This window comes from Trinickia soli (assembly GCF_002879855.1).
In the GTDB taxonomy this organism is placed as follows: domain Bacteria; phylum Pseudomonadota; class Gammaproteobacteria; order Burkholderiales; family Burkholderiaceae; genus Trinickia; species Trinickia soli.
Genome location: NZ_PNYB01000012.1, coordinates 40,037 through 57,163 on the forward strand (window position 1 = coordinate 40,037; position 17,127 = coordinate 57,163).

Consider the following 17,127-nt stretch of genomic DNA (forward strand, 5'->3'; position numbering starts at 1 on the left):
CGTAAACCCCAAGCATGCGACGTCTTGCCAATCTGTGCTGCCGGATTCGACTTTTGGCTTCATACATTGCCATCCATGCGGCGGGCTACCGTCCGGTCCAGTCGGAGCGGAGACGAGGGATCCCGATGCCGTGTACCACGACAGCAGGCAGGCAATTCCATCGGGAGCGAATCAAATGAGTGTCGCAATGGACCCTACACCGTCGACCGAGCTGCGCAAGGGCGCGCTCGGCCTCGGCTTCATCGTTTTCTTCGTCATCTCGGCCGCGGGCCCGCTCGTCGCGATTGCGGGCGGCTTCCCCATCGGCATCATGCTGGGCAACGGAGCCGGCACACCGGCGCTGCTCATTGCCACCGTGCTGATCTTGCTGATGTTCGCCGCGGGATACACGGCGATGTCGCGCTATGTCACGAACGCCGGCGGGTTCTATGCCTTCACGGCCCGCGGGCTGGGCGGAACCGCGGGCGGTGCCGCGGCGTTTCTCGCGCTGCTCGGCTACAACACGATGCAGATCGGGCTTTACGGAATGTTTGGAGCAGTGGCGTCCGGCTTCCTGTCCGCGCGTCTCGGCATCGCTATGCCTTGGTGGATCTGTTCGCTCGTCGCGTTGGCCAGCATAGCGGTGCTCGGCTACCGGCAAATCGACCTATCGGCGAAGCTGCTGTCGCTGCTCGTGTTCGGCGAATACATTATCGTGCTCATTCTCGACACGGCGATCCTCAAGGCGGGCGGCGCACACGGCATTACCTTTGCGTCGTTCACGCCGCACGTATTCCTGAGCGGCACGCCGGCCATCGGATTCCTGTTCTGCTTTGCCAGCTTCGTCGGCTTCGAGGCCACCACGATCTATAGCGAAGAGGCGAAAAATCCGCGCCGCACGGTACCGCTTGCGACGTACATCTCAGTGTTGCTGATCGGCGGCTTCTACGCGTTCTCGCTGTGGTGCATGGTGATCGGCGCGGGCGCCGGCGAGATCGTGAAGACCCTGAACGGACTTTCCGATCCCACAACGTTTCTCTATTCGCTGTCCGATCACTACGCCAACCATGCATTGACCGACGCGATGAGCGTGCTATTCATCACGAGCGTTTACGCGGGTCTTCTCGCCTTCCACAATTCGGCGGCGCGTTACTTCTATGCAAGCGGGCGCGAAGGCTTGCTGCCCGCATCGCTCGGGCACACGCATGCCTCGCACAGCAGCCCACACGTTGGGTCGGTACTTCAGACCATCATTGCCGCGTGTGTCGTCATCGCGTTCATCGTCGGCAAGTCGGATCCCGTACTCACGCTGTTCTCGTGGCTTACCAATCTTGCGACGCTTTGCATCATCGCCTTGATGGTGCTGTCGTCCGCGGCCGTGCTTCGGTTTTTCACGCGGACGCCCCACCGGGAGGAAGGCGCGTTGCGCGTCTTCGCGTTCCCGGTGCTTTCCGGTATTGCACTTCTCGGTGTGCTCGTGCTCGCCATCATCAACTTCCCGGTTCTGACGGGCGCAAGCGTCGGGCTCTCGTATGGGCTCATCGTGTTGATGCCGGCTTTCGCCATCGCCGGGATCGTCTCTGCCCGTCGGCTCAAGACGCGTAATCCACGCGCGTTCGACGCGCTGGGCAATTCGCGGCTCTAATCCGCCGCGTAGCGACTGATTCATTCCCTTCCCGCAAGCCAGATGAGGGCGCTCTGCGCCGCTCAGCGGGATTGGCTTTGCCCGAAGTTCGCCGCACTGGAGAGCGAACTCCATTCGGGCCGCAGGATTCTCGACAAAACACAGGAGTTAGAACGTGAAAGGTAAAGCGAGACATGCCGCCGTGTGCGCCATGCTGTTCGGTGCGGCGGTTCACGAGGCACACGCGCAAAGCAGCGTGACGCTGTATGGATCGGTGGATGCAGGGGTCCTCTATTCGACCAATCAGCAGGTCACCGACGCGAGCGGCGCCGTGCACGGCGGGCATGCGGTGCAGCTTGGGGGCGGCTATCTGATGCCCTCCCGGTGGGGGCTCATGGGGACCGAGGAGCTGGGAGGCGGCCTTAAAGCGACGTTTGCGCTCGAGAACCAATTCCTGACCGGAAACGGTGCGATGCTGCAGAATGGCGCGCTCTTCAATCGCCAGGCATGGGTCGGTATGCGGGACGATCGGTATGGCACCCTCAGTCTCGGGCGGCAATACGATTCGTACTCCGATTTCCTCGGCGTCTATGCGTCGAGCAATGCGTGGTCGACGCTCTACGGGGCGCACTTCGGTGACGTCGATAACCTCAACGAAGCGTTCAACATGAATAACGCCGTGAAGTTCACGAGCGTCGACTTCAGCGGGTTCACCTTCGGCGGCACGTTCAGTCTGGGCGGCCAAGCCGGCGACTTCAGCGCACGACGCGGCTATGCGCTTGCCGCAGCCTATACCCATGGCCCCGTGTCGGTGAGCGCCGGTTATCTCGCTCTCGACAATCCGCTCGACGCCGCGCTGGGCGGAACCTCCGGCTACATAGGCGACTTTGCCTGCAGCAACGCGGCGGCGATGTACTGCAATCTGCAGAATGCCCGCACCATGAAGGAGGCAGGTGTTGGTGCATCGGTCACGTTAGGTCACGCGTTGGTCGCGCTCGTCTATACACACACGAAGCTCGAAAGAAGCGCGTACTTCGCGAGCAGTGCAAGTCCTGACGGGGCAGACGTGACGTTCGATATTGCCGAATTGAACACCACATACAACCTGACGCCGGCATGGACGCTTGGAGCTGCGTACATCTTCAACCGCGCGCGCGTCGAAGGGGGCGGTTCGACGCGCGTCCATCAGGTCAACCTGGGCGCGACCTACGCGCTGTCGAAGCGCACGGCACTGTACGGCGTAGCGATCGGACAGGTGGCATCCGGGCAGGGACTGGGCATCAACCCTGCGACGGGCGGCACGGCAAATTACGCTCAGATACCGAACCTGGTCAACAGCAATTCGAATCGCCAGCTCGCGTTGATGGCGGGATTAAGGATGATGTTCTAAGACGTCGGATCCTGCGTGGGGAAACAACGACGCAAGCAGAGCGCTCTGGTTTTCGTCGAGAGGCTGCCGATTTGTGATAACGGCGTAGGTTCTGTCTGCTTAAGATCGTTTGCACACCACGATTGTGCGGGCCATGGCAGGCCCGCACGTTTCGCTACAAACGGGACGCGCAATGCACACGGATGAAACGCCGACGTACTACACGGCAACCAGAAAATACGATTTGAGTTTCCCGTCGCTCGACGGCGATATTGAAGCGGACGTGGTGATCGTCGGCGGCGGATTCTCCGGCGTTCACACAGCGCTCGAGCTAGCGGAGCAGGGTGTGACCGACACCGTTGTTCTGGAAGGACGCTACCTGGGGTATGGCGGTACGGGGCGCAACGGTGGCCAGGTCATGGCCGGGATCGGACACGATCTCGATGCGATCAAAGCCGATGTTGGCGAAGAGGGCTTGCGGGCGATATTCGCGCTCAGCGACCTCGGACCGCAGATCATGCGTGACCGTATCGCCAAATACAACATCGATGCGGACTTCCGTAGCGGATACGGCTATCTCGCCTATAACGCGCGCCAGGCGAAGACCCTGCGCAGTTGGGAAACGGAATTCAAGTCGCTCGGTTCCCCGCACGAAATACGTTTTATGGAAGGGCGCGACGTTAGGCAGATCGTTGGTTCCGACGTCTACGAAGCCGCACTGCTGCATATGGGCGGCGGGCATGTGCATTCGCTCAATCTGCTGCTTGGCGAGGCGAAGGCGATTTCGGAGATCTACGGCGTCAGGATCTTCGAATACAGCCCGGCGCTGGAGGTGACTTATGGTGACCGGATCAGAGTCAGAACGGCAAAGGGATCGGTAAGCGCACGCAAGCTGGTGTGGGCCGTAGACGGATTCAATAACCGGATCGAGCCGGAGCTACATCGCAGCACGATCAACGTGTACGCATTCAACTCGGTAACGGAACCGCTGAGCCAGGACCTGATCGAGCGGATCAGCCCGATTCGTGGCGCGTATAGCGACATCCGGCCGATCATCAATTACTACCGGGTGACGAACGATAACCGGCTGATGTTCGGTTCGTCGACGCAGGTAATCGAACGCGTACCCACCGATCTCAAGCAATGGAACCGACGCTTGATGCTGGAGGTATTTCCGTACCTGCACGACGTCCGAATCGATCTAGCGTGGGGCGGACCTATGGCTACAACGCGCAACCTTTTTCCGCAGATCGGCTCTCTGCCTGGACATTCCAACGCGTTCTTCGTACAGGGCTACTCCGGCTTCGGCGTCACGCCGAGCCAGATCATCTGCAAGATTCTGGCAGAGGGCATCCTGGGCGGCTCGGAGCGCTATCGGCTGATCAGCGCAATCAGTCGTGCGGAAATCAGCGGCAAGGACCGCTATCGCGCGTTGCTCGTCAGCCTTGGCAAGGCGCTTCACCAGATTTCCGGCTACTGGAATGGACGCCGTTGAGTTCCATTCTCTTCTTTCGACACGGGATTTTTCATCATGAGTCTGACCATCATCGATCGCAATATGACGATCGTGCATCTTCATCCGTGGGGCAGTCTGAGCAAGCTCGGCGCCGAAATTCTCGAAGGGGGAGACGTGCAGGCATATGGCGACGCGACGCACGGCGAGCCCACCGATCCCATCAACGCAGGCTATTTCGGTACGTCGAAAGGCACTTACCGCCTCGTGTACCCCTTCAGTGAACAGGCAACGATCCTGCAGGGAGAAGTGCGTATCACGGACGAGTCGACCGGGCAAAGCGCGCTATTCCGTGCAGGCGATTCCTGGTTTGTGGAAAAGGGAACGCCTACGCTATGGGAAGTGTTGAGCGATGGTTTTACGAAACACTATTTGGCGTTCTCGTGATTGGGCTGGCTTTTTGTCGCCCCGGCGCTGCTGTCGCGAACCCACTGATTCGCAGGGAAGGACGCGTCCGCTGCTCAATTGGGTTCGAACTGACGATATCGTCAAACCACTTTGGACGCGCGATTATCGGGACGGCAACGGCTCATGTCGGCCAGCTGGAGACGTTCGACACAAGCCCCTCAATCGTTGACGATCGTAGGTGCACTTGAGGTAACAGTAGCAATTGCCCCAAAACACTGCTTTCACCGAACACGAGCTACCTATGCTGATTTGGGCGCCGACATGAAAATCTCTTGACGGCCGTGGCACGAGTCAAGGTACGACCAGGAAGGTCGAGATCGAACGGCTTAACGACGGAAGGTTTTAAAGTAGACACAATCGTCGCCGGTCTGGCCTCCCAGGAACAGGGCATCGATTATCGATCGCTTACGTTCGACCCGCTCGGCGCGAAGTACCGCCTTTCACCTTCCCCGCGTCTTTGCGTTTCGGCCTTCGACGTATTGGAAGCCGAGGATGCTGACGGCCAGAACGACGAGGCCGAGCGTGCCGGTGAACGTGAAGGGTGATTTGAACAGCATCCGATCGCCTGCGAAGCCGATGGCAACCGAGAACAAAAGAAACATCGAAAGAAGCGATACCGACACTTCCTTCAGCGAAGTGACGAGCCCGACTTGGTAGACCAGGCCAGATATGCCAATGAGCATCAACATTCCCCAAGGGACGGTGTTCATCGTCTGGACGGCGCTTTTGTCGAAGAACAGAATATAAAGCATCAGCGCGATCGTCGAAATCGTGAAATACATGATGAGCACCGCATCCGAATCCTCCGAGCGTGCGATGCGCTTGATCTCGTAGAGTGCGACGGCGCCAGACAGAGCGGATGCCAGCGCAAACACAATGCCGGCGATGTCGGCGTGCGCGCTCGGGTTTGTCATAAGCGCCACGCCGACGAGTGCTCCGATGACGAACAGACCTCTTGCATCGAGGCGGTCGCGCCCGGAGAGCAAAGCGATCCCATAGGCGAAGAACGGCAACGTGTAGGACAGACAGAGCGCGGTCGATAGCGGGATTCGCGCGATCGCCGCGAATAGGCAAGACACCGATAGGAATCCGAGCGCTGCGCGCAGCAAGTGCTTATGCGGTCGAATAGTGCGGAACGGATAGCGCTTGAAGCAAAGCAGGCCCCAGTAGATCAATGCGGGCACGCCGAAACGAGCGAGCAGCAGCGCGGATTCGGGCACGCCCTTGGCGGCTTTGATGAACATCCCCATGCCCGCGAGACTGATCGGACAGAGGAGGATGGAAGCAATGATTTCGGGTCTAACGGAACGTGATGTCGTGCTCATTGGCCCATACCTCGAAAATCAACCAGGCCCATATTGAATTGCCGAGGGCTGTGGTGGGGCGATGCATATTTTCCTCGATGCATCCGAGCAGAACGTCCTTGTTGACGAAATCGAACGTTCGGCAGGATGAGCGCACTGTGTCCATCAGGTAGTCGAATATGGGAAAGCCAGGTCGCAACATACCGGCAATCGGCAGCAAAAACGGCTGTTTGCGCCGGGCGAGGACGGCCGAGGGCAAAACGCCTCGCGCGCACTCATAGATGGGCCGCTTGCGCGCCTGCTGATTGACCAATTGCCTGTCTTCGCAAACCGCTGCATGCCGATAGACAGAAGGCAGGCAAAACGGTACGCGTGCCTCGACAGAATGAGCCATGCTCAGCGCATCCACCCGGTGGAGAATGTAATACGGGAGCCGATGCTTGGCTTCGAACTGAACGATCTTGCGGAACCAACTGCTTCCTGGCAGGCCGCGAATGAACTCCTTCAATCGCATGGCGTACTGCATGTCGACCGCCTCGGGGTCGATCAAGCGCGCGCGCAAGGTGCTTGGAATGGCCGCGAGATCACGAATGTAGGCGGACAACGCTTCCTCCTGCTCGAAGGCCGTCGCGACATGAACCATGCGATCGTAACCGCCGAAGAAGTCGTCGGCGCCTTCTCCGACTAGCGCGACCCGGAATCCTCCCGAAGAAATCGCCTCGTATAGCCTGAAAGTGCTTAGACAGTGTGCGGCCGCGTTGGGCTGACTCAATGCCCGACACATCCGCTCGATGAGGCTCGGAAAGCGATCGTTCTCGACGGTCACCTGGTGGTAGCGCAGTTGCGCATGCTCGGCGACCATTTTCGCGTATGCGGTTTCGTCTTCTTGCCAGGCGCCTTCATACCAGACGTTGAATGCGTTGAGCATCCCGGGGTGACGATTCGCCAGTACCGCGATAAGGCTCGAATCGATGCCGCCCGAGAGGGTCGAGCAACCAGGCACTTCTGCGTTCGTCATCCATGCCACAGCTTGGGAAACGTCGGCCTCTAAGGCGGCAACATCGTAACGCTCCGGTAACGATCGCTCGGGCGATGGCACATAGTGATCGATCGACGCGCGCTCGCCGTCGAATGTCAGATATGTCGCGGGTTCAAGAACCTTGACGTTCGGAAATATGGTTTGCGCACCGAGACATGCGCGGAACGTGCCATAGGTGTCGAAACCCGATGCTTGTATCGTCCGGTCGTCTTTCTCGAAATCGGGCAGCGCCTCGATCTCGGAGGCAAAACTCAAGCAGCCCGGTGAGTGTTTGTAATAGACGGGCTTGACCGCGACGCTGTCTGTGTACAGAGTCAGCTTGTCGTTTTGCCGCGTATCGACGATCGCGATCGCGAACATCCCATCGAGTTCTTCGACGAAGCGCGGACCGAGGCGCTCGAACAACGGCAAGATCACGCTACCGTCGGCATCACCCGGGTGCCGCGTGATCCCGTATGTGGCCGATAGTTCTTTGTGATTGTAGATCTCCCCGACGAATATGCAGTGCCGGCCGTCGAGGGTATAAGGTTGGCTGCCGTTCAATAAGCCATTGATAGATAAGCGAGTATGGCCGAGCAAGCCAGTCCGTAGAAATCGAACGTTTTGTTCGTCCGGCCCGCCGGCCTTTAGTGACTCAATGCATTCGATGATTTTGTTGCGCTTGTTGCTTCCGAATAGCCCGAACATTCTGCACATGCGGCGTTTCTCTACAGGAGGAGCTGCCGGTTTCTATCGTCAACGCCAATGGATTGGCGACTCATTCCGGCCGGGTGCACAATGTTGCATAGAACGGCCCCTTAGCGTACTAACAGATTTGGGAGGGTAGGGTCGGTGCGCATCAGCCATCTTCGAGTTCGCAACCGGTGCTGCGCCCGCCGCCGGGCGACTGCTTCAGCACGACCTCGTTCAAAATCCCGCCAGCAAGTCGGCTTTGCGGCCGTCGTCGACGGCATCGCCGTGAGGATCTTGGCCCGATCGGTCGAGCCCGCCATGCCGTCCGCCTTGTGCCCGAGTTCATATGCCCGACCACGGCGACGACCTCGTCGTCGACGAGCTTTTGCGCAACTTGCGTCGCTTGACGAGGATCACCCGCATCGTCCTCGGCGTCGAGCACCAGCTTGACCTTCTGGCCGCCCACCACGAGGCCCTTCTGGTCGATTTCCTCGACCGCAAGCCGTGCTCCGTTCTCTGCCCGCGGTGGCCGCCCTTTTTATGGTTAAGCCATAACTATTGGTGAGGTGGAGCAATGAGCAAGAGCGTAACGCATGACAGCGGTGACGAATTTATGTGGACACAAACGCTCGGCCTTGCACCGATCTGCCAGAAACCTGCGCGGGCGGCATCGAACGGGAATTCATTTCCGCCACGGCGCCGGGTCGAGGGCTGCTTTCGCGGCTTCCAAGAACACGCGCTGACGAGTTGTCAGGCCCTGGCGCGTGGGCGTCAGAGCGATTACCGGTGCGGGTTCGAGGCGCCATGTCGGCAGCACGCGCTTCAGCGCCCCTTGTTTGAGCAGCCGCGCGCAATCCCATTCGGATCGCGCGACAACTCCGAGGCCGTCGACCGCCCAGTCTCTGACCACGGTGCCGTCGTTCGAAGACAGTGCGCTGTTCAACCGAACTGTTACGGCTTTGCTTATGCGTTTGCCCGCAGCATCGTGTTGAGCGAAACGCAGACGGCTCACGTCATCATCGTTTTCTCGTAAGGTCAGGTAGGGGTGCCGGGTGAGCTCGGACGGATGCTTGAGCTTCGCCAGGCTGCGCGCCAAGGCCGGACTCGCACAAAGGAAGCGGTCGTTATGCGCCAGAAAATGGCCTACCCAGGAGGACCCTTTGATGTGACCGATAGAAATCACCACGTCTGCGCCCGACGCGGCAGCGAGCGGACTTTCGACCAAAATGAGCGAAATCGCCAGATTGGGATGTGACCGGTGCAGGTCCCGAACCAGCGGCGCGACATATTCGCGGCCGAACCCGAACGGGGCCACGACGCGCAAATGGCCGCTCACGCCACTCGACTCCCCGGAGATACGGGACGGAATGGACTCGATTCGCTCGAGGATGTCGATCGCTTCCTGAACAAGGCGCTGGCCCTCGTCAGTGAGGGAAATCCCTCGAGCCGCACGCGTGGCAAGACGTACCCCCACACGCTCTTCGATGCGCTGAAGCCTGACCGTGACCGCGGGCGGCGTTAGATCCAACAGTCTTGCGGCTGCCGCAAGCGAGTGTGATCCGCCGAGCGCTCGGAGGAGTTGCATGTCTTCCAACTGAAGCATTAAGGCCTCATTAACGATGGGTTCATCGGATATTAAACACGACAAAGGCATTCTTTCCTATAGTGGGTCGCGTGAGCTTGACACCCTTTCTACTTCGAGTGGTCTTCATGGATCAGCATGAACATGGTGCGCAGTACCCCCAGACGGTAAATCCCGCTGGACTGGCGACGCCGGGTGGTCACTACAGCCACGTTTCGATTGCCAATGGGCTGATTTTTGTGTCGGGTCAACTTCCGATCGACGCGACCGGACGAAAACTCACGGACAGTCCGTTTGAGGCCCAGGCCGAACAGGTGTTGGCCAATCTGGCTTCCGCGCTTGTCGGTGCAGGCAGCGACGTCACGAAACTGGCCCAGGTCCGTGCCTATATCGTCGATGTCGGGCATTGGGCGAGTTTCAATGAGATCTATGCGCGTTGGGCCGGAGATGCGAGACCCGCTCGCGCCGTGGTCCCGGTTCCTGCGCTGCACTTCGGTTTAAAGATTGAGGTGGAAGCGGTGGCAGTGGTATAGCCAGCCTGAGTATCGATGGTCCCAGGGAACACCGGTCCGCCAGCTTTGGAGTGTGTGATGAATTTCAGTTCTTATTGGCTGGATACGTCCGAGCCATTCGTTAGCGGCTCACCTGACATGCACGGCGGAAGTTGCGACGTGGTCGTGGTGGGTGGGGGGATGACAGGCGCGGCGGCTGCATTGGCGCTGGCAAAGAAAGGCGCACGCGTCATGGTCTGCGAGGCAGGAACCGTGGGGCAGGCGGCGTCGGGCCGCAACGGTGGTATGTGTAACAACGGCTTCGCGCAGGATTACGCTTCGCTGTCGCAGCGGATCGGCACGGAATTGGCCAACCGGCTGTATCTTGCGTTCGACGCGGGTGTCGACACGGTCGAGCGGCTGGTCAGGGAAGAGTCGATCGATTGCGATTTCGTTCGCGGGGGAAAGCTCAAGCTCGCGGCGAAGCCCGAGCATTTCGACAAGCTTGCGCGAAGCCAGGCGTTGCTTGCCGCGAGCGTGGATCCCGATACGCGCCTTGTGACGAAGGCAGAGCTTCGTGACGAGATCGGCTCGGACCGTTATCACGGCGGGTTGATCTTTAAGAAGAGTGCCGGGATGCACGTCGGTCGCTATGTGCGTGGTCTCGCGAAAGCTGCGCAAGCACGTGGCGCGCATATTCTGGAGCACGTGCCGGTCCTGGGGCTACAGCGGGAATCCCGGGGCGCCTATGTCGTGCGAACGCCGCGTGGAGAGATCCGCGCACCGCAGGTGCTTCTTGCGAGCGGCATCTCGCAGGTGGGACCGTTTGGCTGGATTCGGCGCAGAATCGTGCCGGTTGGGGCTTTCATCATCGTCACCGAGCCTTTGCCGGTGGAACTGCTCGACCGGTTGCTGCCGACGCGCCGGATGGCCACCGACACCAAAAACTTCGTCAATTTCTTTCGTGTGACGCCCGACAATCGGATGCTTTTTGGGGGGCGTGCGCGTTTCGCGACGTCGAACCCCCGTTCGGACGAAAAAAGCGGGTTGATTTTGCGACAGCAGATGGCCACTGTGTTTCCCGAATTGGCCAACGTGCGCATCGACTATTGCTGGGGCGGCATGGTCGATATGACGGCCAACCGCCTGCCGCGCGCGGGCCAGCGAGACGGTGTGTACTACTCGATGGGCTATAGCGGCCACGGCACGCACATGGCCACCCTGATGGGCACATTGATGGCGGAGATCATGGACGGGCGCACCGATCTCAACCCGTGGAAAGACTTCGACTGGCCTGCTATCCCCGGCCACTTCGGCAAGCCATGGTTCTTGCCGTTCGTGGGCGCATGGTACCGACTCAAGGACACGTTGCAATGACTTCACCTGTTCATCGCTTGATGCAAGCGGGAAGGCTGGATCGGTTCTTCATCGACGGCGAATGGGTCGCGCCCGAGGGCGCCGATCGAATCGCCGTCATCTCTCCGTCAACCGAAGACGCGCTCTGCGAGATCGCGCTCGGCAACAAAAGCGACGCCGAGCGGGCGATTCTCGCGGCGCGCAGGGCGTTCGAGGGTTGGTCGACAACGTCGCCACAAGAGCGTGCGACCTTGCTCGACCGCGTTCATGCCCTGATGCTCGAGCGGGCCGAACTGTTTGCCGCGGCGCTGGCGACGGAAATGGGCGCGCCCATCACCTACGCACGGGCTGCCCACGTGCCGCTCGCGGCGGAACATATTCGAGTCGCGCGCGACAATCTGACAAGCTACGCATTTCGGACTCAGCGGGGCACGACTGCGATCGTGCGCGAGCCGATTGGTGTCTGTGCGCTGATTACGCCGTGGAACTGGCCCATCTATCAGATCACGGCGAAGGTAGGCCCGGCCCTCGCCGCGGGCTGCACGGTGGTCCTGAAACCTAGCGAGCTTTCGCCGCTCAGTGCCTTGCTGTTCGCGGATGTAATTGCCGATGCGGGCATTCCCGCGGGCGTATTCAACCTCGTGAGCGGCACGGGCGCGGAAGTCGGGACGGCGCTTGCGTCGCACCCGCAAGTCGATATGGTGTCGATCACCGGTTCGACGCGCGCCGGCGTGCTGGTCGCGCAAGCGGCTGCGCCTACAGTTAAGCGCGTGGCGCAGGAGCTAGGCGGAAAATCCCCCAACGTCGTGCTGCCCGATGCCGATCTGCCGCGTGCCGTCTCGTCAGGCGTTGCCGCCGCGTTCCGGAACATGGGCCAGTCGTGCAGCGCGCCGACGCGCATGATCGTACCGCGCAGCCTCCTGAGCCAGGTCGAAGCGCTGGCCGCCGCCGCAACGGAACAGATGATCGTTGGCGATCCATTCGACGAAGCTACGACGCATGGCCCGTTGGCGAATCGTGCGCAGTTTCGTCGGGTTCAGGAGATGATCGAGGCCGGCATCGACGAGCAAGCCAGGTTGATCGTGGGCGGGCCCGGACGGCCTGCGGGATTCAGCAATGGTTTCTATGCACGGCCGAGCATTTTTTCCGACGTCCGCACCGATATGAGGATCGCTCAGGAGGAAATCTTCGGCCCGGTTCTCGCCATTCTTCCTTACGACTCCGTCGAGGAAGCCATCGCCATCGCGAACGATACGGTTTATGGCCTCGGTGCGCATGTTCAAGGCGCGGATAAGACGCTCGCGCGTGCGGTTGCCGCGCGCATTCAGTCGGGCCAGGTCCATCTGAATTATCCGGCCTGGGATCCGCAGGCGCCGTTCGGCGGGTACAAGCAGTCGGGCAATGGCCGAGAGTATGGGGTCGAGGGAATGGAAGAGTACATGGAGGTGAAGTCGATCCTCGGCTTCTACGATTGAAGCAGCCGTCGCGTATGACGCGGCAATGCTGAGAATTTGAAGTTCCGAGCGGCGTTCGGCCGCCCTCTAAAAATCCGCGACCTTGCCCCATGCAGAGCGGGCGAATCGGCCAGGCCGATACGGAGCGGGGTCTACGATCGGATTCGCACCGGTGGCGAGATCCGCGACCAGGTGACCCGCGCCGGGCCCGATACCGAAACCGTGCCCGGAAAAGCCCGCAGCCAGGATCAATCCGGGCACGCCCGGCACTTCGCCGACCCCCGGAACGCCGTCGGGCGTGCTGTCGACGAAACCGGCCCACGCGTGCGTGATTTTCGCTTCGCGAAGTTCGGGCAGCAGTTCGACGGCGCGGCGCAGGGTTTCGGTAATCGTCGGCTGATCGGGCTTCGGATCGAGAATCCGCACCCGCTCCATCGGAGTCGGCGCATCGAGCCGCCACCGCTTCAGCGTTTCATGGCCGCCGCGAACGCCTTCCAGGCCGCCTGGAAGAAGGCTGCGCCAGCGCTTGGCGAACATGGGCAGGAACTGCGGCGCGAACCGCAGGAATTGCGGTGTCACATCTACGCGCGCCCGCCCGCTGATGGCCAGCGCGTAGCGTCCGTCGTTGCGGCGAGTAATGGACACGCCGGACGTGAATAGCGCTTCCGGCAAGCGGTGTTCCACAGGAGACACACTAAGAATCGATTGGCGGATCGAGGCCTGAGGAAAACGGATGCCTAGCTGACGGCAGAACGCGGATGCCCACGCGCCACCCGCGAGCACGACCGTCCGGGTCTTGATGACCCCGGCTTCCGTGACGACGCCGCAGACCCGTCCTCCCTCCAACTCGATGCCGCGCGCCGCGCAGTTTTGGGTGACGCTCCCGCCGAGCTTCATGAGTGCAGTTGCCACGGCAGGCGCGGCCTTCGCGGGGTCCGCCGTCCCATCGCTGGGCGAAAACACGCCGCCTTTCCAGGCCCGGCCGGTCGCCTTCCCCCGCTCCGCAGCTTGCCGGCTATCGAGCATGTAGGTTGTGACGCCTGCGGTCTTTGCAAACTCGCCCCAACTGGCCCACCGGGATAGCTCGGCGTCGTTGTTGCTGAGATACAGCAGCCCGCAGCGACGAAAACCCGTGTCTTCGCCGGATTCGACGGCAAATCGTTCCCACAGATCGAGGCTCTTGCTTGCCATCGGCAATTCGCGCGCGTCGCGGTTTTGCTGCCGGCACCAGCCCCAGTTGCGGCTCGACTGCTCGGCACCGATCCTCCCCTTCTCCACGAGGGCGACTGAAACCCCACGCTGGGCCATGTAGTAGGCGGCAAAGACACCGATGATGCCGCCTCCGATCACGACCACGTCGGCGGCGGCAGGCAACGTGGGCGAAGTTTGGATCTGAATCAGCGGAGGGGACATGATCAATCTCGGACGGTTTGCGTAACGTAAAATTTCGCCACTCGTTCGCTGCTTTCCCAGCCGATCGGCGCACCCTTGGGCACGAAGAGCGCGTCGCCGGCGCCGAGCGAGAGCACGCTGCCGTCAGGCGCGCCGAACCGAACGCTACCTGCCAGAAGATGCATGAATTCGTTCACGCGATGCGGGCGAACGATCCGATGGTAGGGCGTCGAGTCCCACGTACCCGAGTGAAACTCCGTACTGTCATCGGTGAAGGCGTTGTCACTTCGGCATTGCGGGGCCGGGCCCAGCAGCACCTCCGCGGGTAGCGATGCGGACGGCTTGAAGTCGGCGTCAGCGCGCAAGGGGACGACCCCGCTCTTCGACGGCCCGTTGCAGGCGGCGGCACAGAAGACGAAAAGCGTGCGCGATTCGGCCCTGACGCGAAGTGCAGTACCGCTGCCGATCACCGCACCCTCTTGCGCTTCAAGCACGAGCGGCACCATTCCAGCCGCTTCGAGCGTGAGTGCGCCTTCCATGACGACGATGGTTTCGATGTGAGGAAAGCGGGCTACATCGAGCTCGCCGATGAAGCTGACGCGACCCGCGGCAATCGAGTCCGGTCCTTCCCAAGCGATCTCCCGATGTCGCGCAAAAGGATCGTTCCGGCCGAACGCTGCTCGACGGAACGAGGTTGAAAATGGCGCCCCTTCGGCGCGATGCAGTACGAATGCTTCGGTCACTTTTGCTCCTATGGATTGCGCCGACGAGGGTTCGTGCATGTAATTTCCAGTGGTGGCCGGACGGCGTGGCTGCCTTACAGGCCCAGGTGCTCGGCCAACTCGATGATGCTTCGGACCGGTGTGTAGCCGTACTCCGGCGCTTCCGGCTCATGGCCGCGCATTACGTAGGCCTTGTGGACAATACCGAGGTCGTGCGCGGTCATCAGGTCGTAGCGCGGGCTGGACGAGACATGCAGGATTTCGTGAGGCTGCACATTGAGCTTCTTGAACATATATTCGAAGCCTTGCATTCGCGGTTTGTAGGCGCCGGCGTCTTCCGCGGTGATGACGGCATGAAACGGCGCCCCGAGCTTCTCGATGTTGCTCATGATCTGCGAATTGTCTGCATTGGTCAGGCCAACCAACTTGTACTTCTTCGCAAGGCGCGAGAGACCTTCGGGGACATCCGGGTGCGGCCCCCACGTCGGCACTGCGCGATAGAACTGTTCGGCTTCGCCTGCGATGAAGGGTACGCCGGTGCGTTCGCACGTGCGGCGCACGGCATTGACCACGACGTCGCGGTAGGGCTTCCATGCGCCGAGCACTTCGTCGCGACGATAGGCCGCGAATAGCCTGATGAAGCTTTCCATGGCGTCTTCACGTAGGCGATTGCCGTAGATTTCGCGCGCCGTGTCGGCCATGCGAAAGTTGACGAGGGTGCCGTAGCAATCGAACGTAATGAATTTCGGTTCGAAGTCGATCATGTTTTCAGTCTCGATGAGTAGCGAATCCAAACGGACACTTGAATGAGGAGCTTGCCGAAAGCCACTTCGTGCAAGCACCGATGGCAAGGTCGGCAGGTGAAATTTAAGCGGGAACGACTTCGCTACTGCACTGAATTGCTTGGTCTTAAAGACAAATTTTCACGCGTTTTTGTGGGGATTGGCGGCAGTTTATGCCGTGTCGAATGGCGCGATGCCTCAGGCTGTGACCACCGTATCTCGTCACGCGCGCGCCGAGGCGAGCGGATGGGATCGCTTTACCAGCCATAGAAGCGCGGCCAGGCTTCGACACTACCGTCGGCACTGAGCGCCTGATAGGCCGGGTGTTGCGCGCCAGTCGCACATGCATGATTGGGCAGGATGCGCAGGCGCGTCCCAATGGGAAACCGCTGCTCGATCTCGCGATCCGGCGTGCCGGACCGAGACACGATGCCATGCTCCTGGTTCGCGCTGCTCATCAGATACTCGCCCAGGACCTCCCCGCTTTCAAGGCAGACGAGTCCGTAGCCAAAATCGCGTTTTTGGCGCTGGGTGCCGCGATCGCGGCTCATAGCCATCCAGCCTGCATCGACAATGGCCCAGCCTTTCTCACTCTGGTGGCCGATTACCGTAGTCAATACGCTCAATGCAATCTCGGACGTGTCGTTGACGCCGACGTTGTGCATGACGAGATCGAACATGACGTAGACGCCTGCGCGAACTTCCGTCACGCCTTCCAGATGTTCGGCGGCCAGCGCTGTCGGCGTCGATCCGATGCTGACGACGTCGCATGGCAGGCCAGCCGCTCGAATGCGCTCGGCGGCGCGCACGCAGCCGGAACGTTCCTGTTCGGCGATGCGGACGAGTTCCTCGTTGGCATCGTAGTCGTAGCTGGAGCCTGCATGGGCCAATACACCGCCGACATGCATGCCGCCCTCAGAAAGGACCGTTGCCACGGCGAGCAGCGTGTCGTCGCCGGGCGCGATGCCAGAACGATGGCCGTCCACGTCGACCTCGATCCAGACTTCGAAGCGTTCGTTGTGTTCCCGGCCGAAAGCGACGATGGCCTCGGCGCAGGCGACGCTATCGGCAACGATCTTCAGGTCGCAGCCTTGCCGGCGCAGCGCCAGTGCCCGTGGGAGTTTCGGCGGGGCCATGCCCACCGCGTAGACGATGTCGCGGATGCCGCTTACGAAAAACTGTTCGGCTTCTTTGAGTGTGGACACGGTGATACCGCGTGCGCCGGCATCCATTTGCGCTTTGACTACCTGCTCGCATTTGGTTGTCTTGACGTGCGGCCTGAAACTCACGCCGAGCGTGTTCATGCGTTGTTGCATCCGTTCGATGTTGTGGTTCATGCGCGCGACATCGATCAAGGCTGCGGGCGTGCTCAACGACTCCAAAGTCATCTATGGCTCCTGGCAATTCATCGCGCGATCGGCGGCGGGTGCCGACGTCGCC

Annotated in this window: 14 protein-coding genes and 1 pseudogene; 7 read left to right on the plus strand and 8 right to left on the minus strand. The window is 60.8% G+C overall.

What is annotated here, in order from left to right:
• Positions 1–175 precede the first annotated feature (175 nt).
• From C0Z19_RS15245 to C0Z19_RS15260, 4 genes are all read left to right on the plus strand, one after another.
• Positions 176–1,624: an APC family permease gene (locus tag C0Z19_RS15245; protein WP_102610676.1), complete on the plus strand. Its 1,449-nt coding sequence runs from the start codon at positions 176–178 to the stop codon at positions 1,622–1,624.
• Positions 1,625–1,814: 190 nt separating this feature from the next.
• Positions 1,815–2,993: a porin gene (locus C0Z19_RS15250; protein ID WP_102610677.1), complete on the plus strand. Its 1,179-nt coding sequence runs from the start codon at positions 1,815–1,817 to the stop codon at positions 2,991–2,993.
• Between the two features lie 172 nt (positions 2,994–3,165).
• Positions 3,166–4,467, plus strand: a complete 1,302-nt coding sequence (locus C0Z19_RS15255; RefSeq protein ID WP_102610678.1) for an NAD(P)/FAD-dependent oxidoreductase — start codon at positions 3,166–3,168, stop codon at positions 4,465–4,467.
• 36 nt (positions 4,468–4,503) lie between these two features.
• Complete coding sequence (locus tag C0Z19_RS15260) at positions 4,504–4,872, plus strand: cupin domain-containing protein (protein WP_102610679.1); 369 nt, start codon at positions 4,504–4,506, stop codon at positions 4,870–4,872.
• 461 nt (positions 4,873–5,333) lie between these two features.
• On the opposite strand, the gene C0Z19_RS15265 is transcribed toward C0Z19_RS15260, so the two are convergent.
• The 4 genes and pseudogenes from C0Z19_RS15265 to C0Z19_RS15280 all read right to left on the minus strand — a co-directional run bounded on the left by C0Z19_RS15265 (position 5,334) and on the right by C0Z19_RS15280 (position 9,511).
• A complete protein-coding gene (locus C0Z19_RS15265) occupies positions 5,334–6,218 on the minus strand; it encodes a DMT family transporter (RefSeq protein WP_102610680.1) in 885 nt (294 codons plus the stop codon).
• On the minus strand, positions 6,193–7,932 hold the full coding sequence (gene asnB, locus C0Z19_RS15270) for an asparagine synthase (glutamine-hydrolyzing) (protein WP_102610681.1): 1,740 nt from the start codon (positions 7,930–7,932) through the stop codon (positions 6,193–6,195). The genes C0Z19_RS15265 and asnB overlap by 26 nt, the downstream gene beginning before the upstream one ends.
• Before the next feature lie 307 nt (positions 7,933–8,239).
• Positions 8,240–8,425 (minus strand): annotated as a pseudogene (locus C0Z19_RS15275) (ABC transporter substrate-binding protein); the annotation flags it as partial.
• Positions 8,426–8,590: 165 nt separating this feature from the next.
• On the minus strand, positions 8,591–9,511 hold the full coding sequence (locus C0Z19_RS15280; RefSeq protein WP_102610682.1) for a LysR substrate-binding domain-containing protein: 921 nt from the start codon (positions 9,509–9,511) through the stop codon (positions 8,591–8,593).
• Positions 9,512–9,618: 107 nt separating this feature from the next.
• On the opposite strand from C0Z19_RS15280, the gene C0Z19_RS15285 reads away from it, so the two are divergent.
• The 3 genes from C0Z19_RS15285 to C0Z19_RS15295 are packed head-to-tail and all read left to right on the plus strand — an operon-like array spanning position 9,619 to position 12,812.
• Complete coding sequence (locus C0Z19_RS15285) at positions 9,619–10,023, plus strand: RidA family protein (protein WP_102610683.1); 405 nt, start codon at positions 9,619–9,621, stop codon at positions 10,021–10,023.
• 57 nt (positions 10,024–10,080) lie between these two features.
• Complete coding sequence (locus C0Z19_RS15290) at positions 10,081–11,358, plus strand: NAD(P)/FAD-dependent oxidoreductase (RefSeq protein ID WP_102610806.1); 1,278 nt, start codon at positions 10,081–10,083, stop codon at positions 11,356–11,358.
• A complete protein-coding gene (locus tag C0Z19_RS15295; RefSeq protein ID WP_102610684.1) occupies positions 11,355–12,812 on the plus strand; it encodes an aldehyde dehydrogenase family protein in 1,458 nt (485 codons plus the stop codon). Before C0Z19_RS15290 ends, C0Z19_RS15295 begins: the two co-directional genes overlap by 4 nt.
• 66 nt (positions 12,813–12,878) lie before the next feature.
• Here the strand turns inward: C0Z19_RS15295 and C0Z19_RS15300 are convergent, their stop codons facing one another.
• From C0Z19_RS15300 to C0Z19_RS15315, 4 genes are all read right to left on the minus strand, one after another.
• Positions 12,879–14,204, minus strand: a complete 1,326-nt coding sequence (locus C0Z19_RS15300) for an NAD(P)/FAD-dependent oxidoreductase (protein ID WP_102610685.1) — start codon at positions 14,202–14,204, stop codon at positions 12,879–12,881.
• A 2-nt stretch (positions 14,205–14,206) separates the two neighbouring features.
• Positions 14,207–14,926, minus strand: coding sequence for a cupin domain-containing protein (locus C0Z19_RS15305; protein ID WP_102610686.1), 720 nt, complete (start codon positions 14,924–14,926; stop codon positions 14,207–14,209).
• Positions 14,927–15,000: 74 nt separating this feature from the next.
• A complete protein-coding gene (locus C0Z19_RS15310) occupies positions 15,001–15,669 on the minus strand; it encodes a haloacid dehalogenase type II (protein ID WP_102610687.1) in 669 nt (222 codons plus the stop codon).
• A 275-nt stretch (positions 15,670–15,944) separates the two neighbouring features.
• The gene (locus C0Z19_RS15315; RefSeq protein WP_102610688.1) at positions 15,945–17,075 is read right to left on the minus strand and encodes a DSD1 family PLP-dependent enzyme; all 1,131 of its coding nucleotides are present in this window, start codon (positions 17,073–17,075) and stop codon (positions 15,945–15,947) included.
• Positions 17,076–17,127 lie beyond the last annotated feature (52 nt).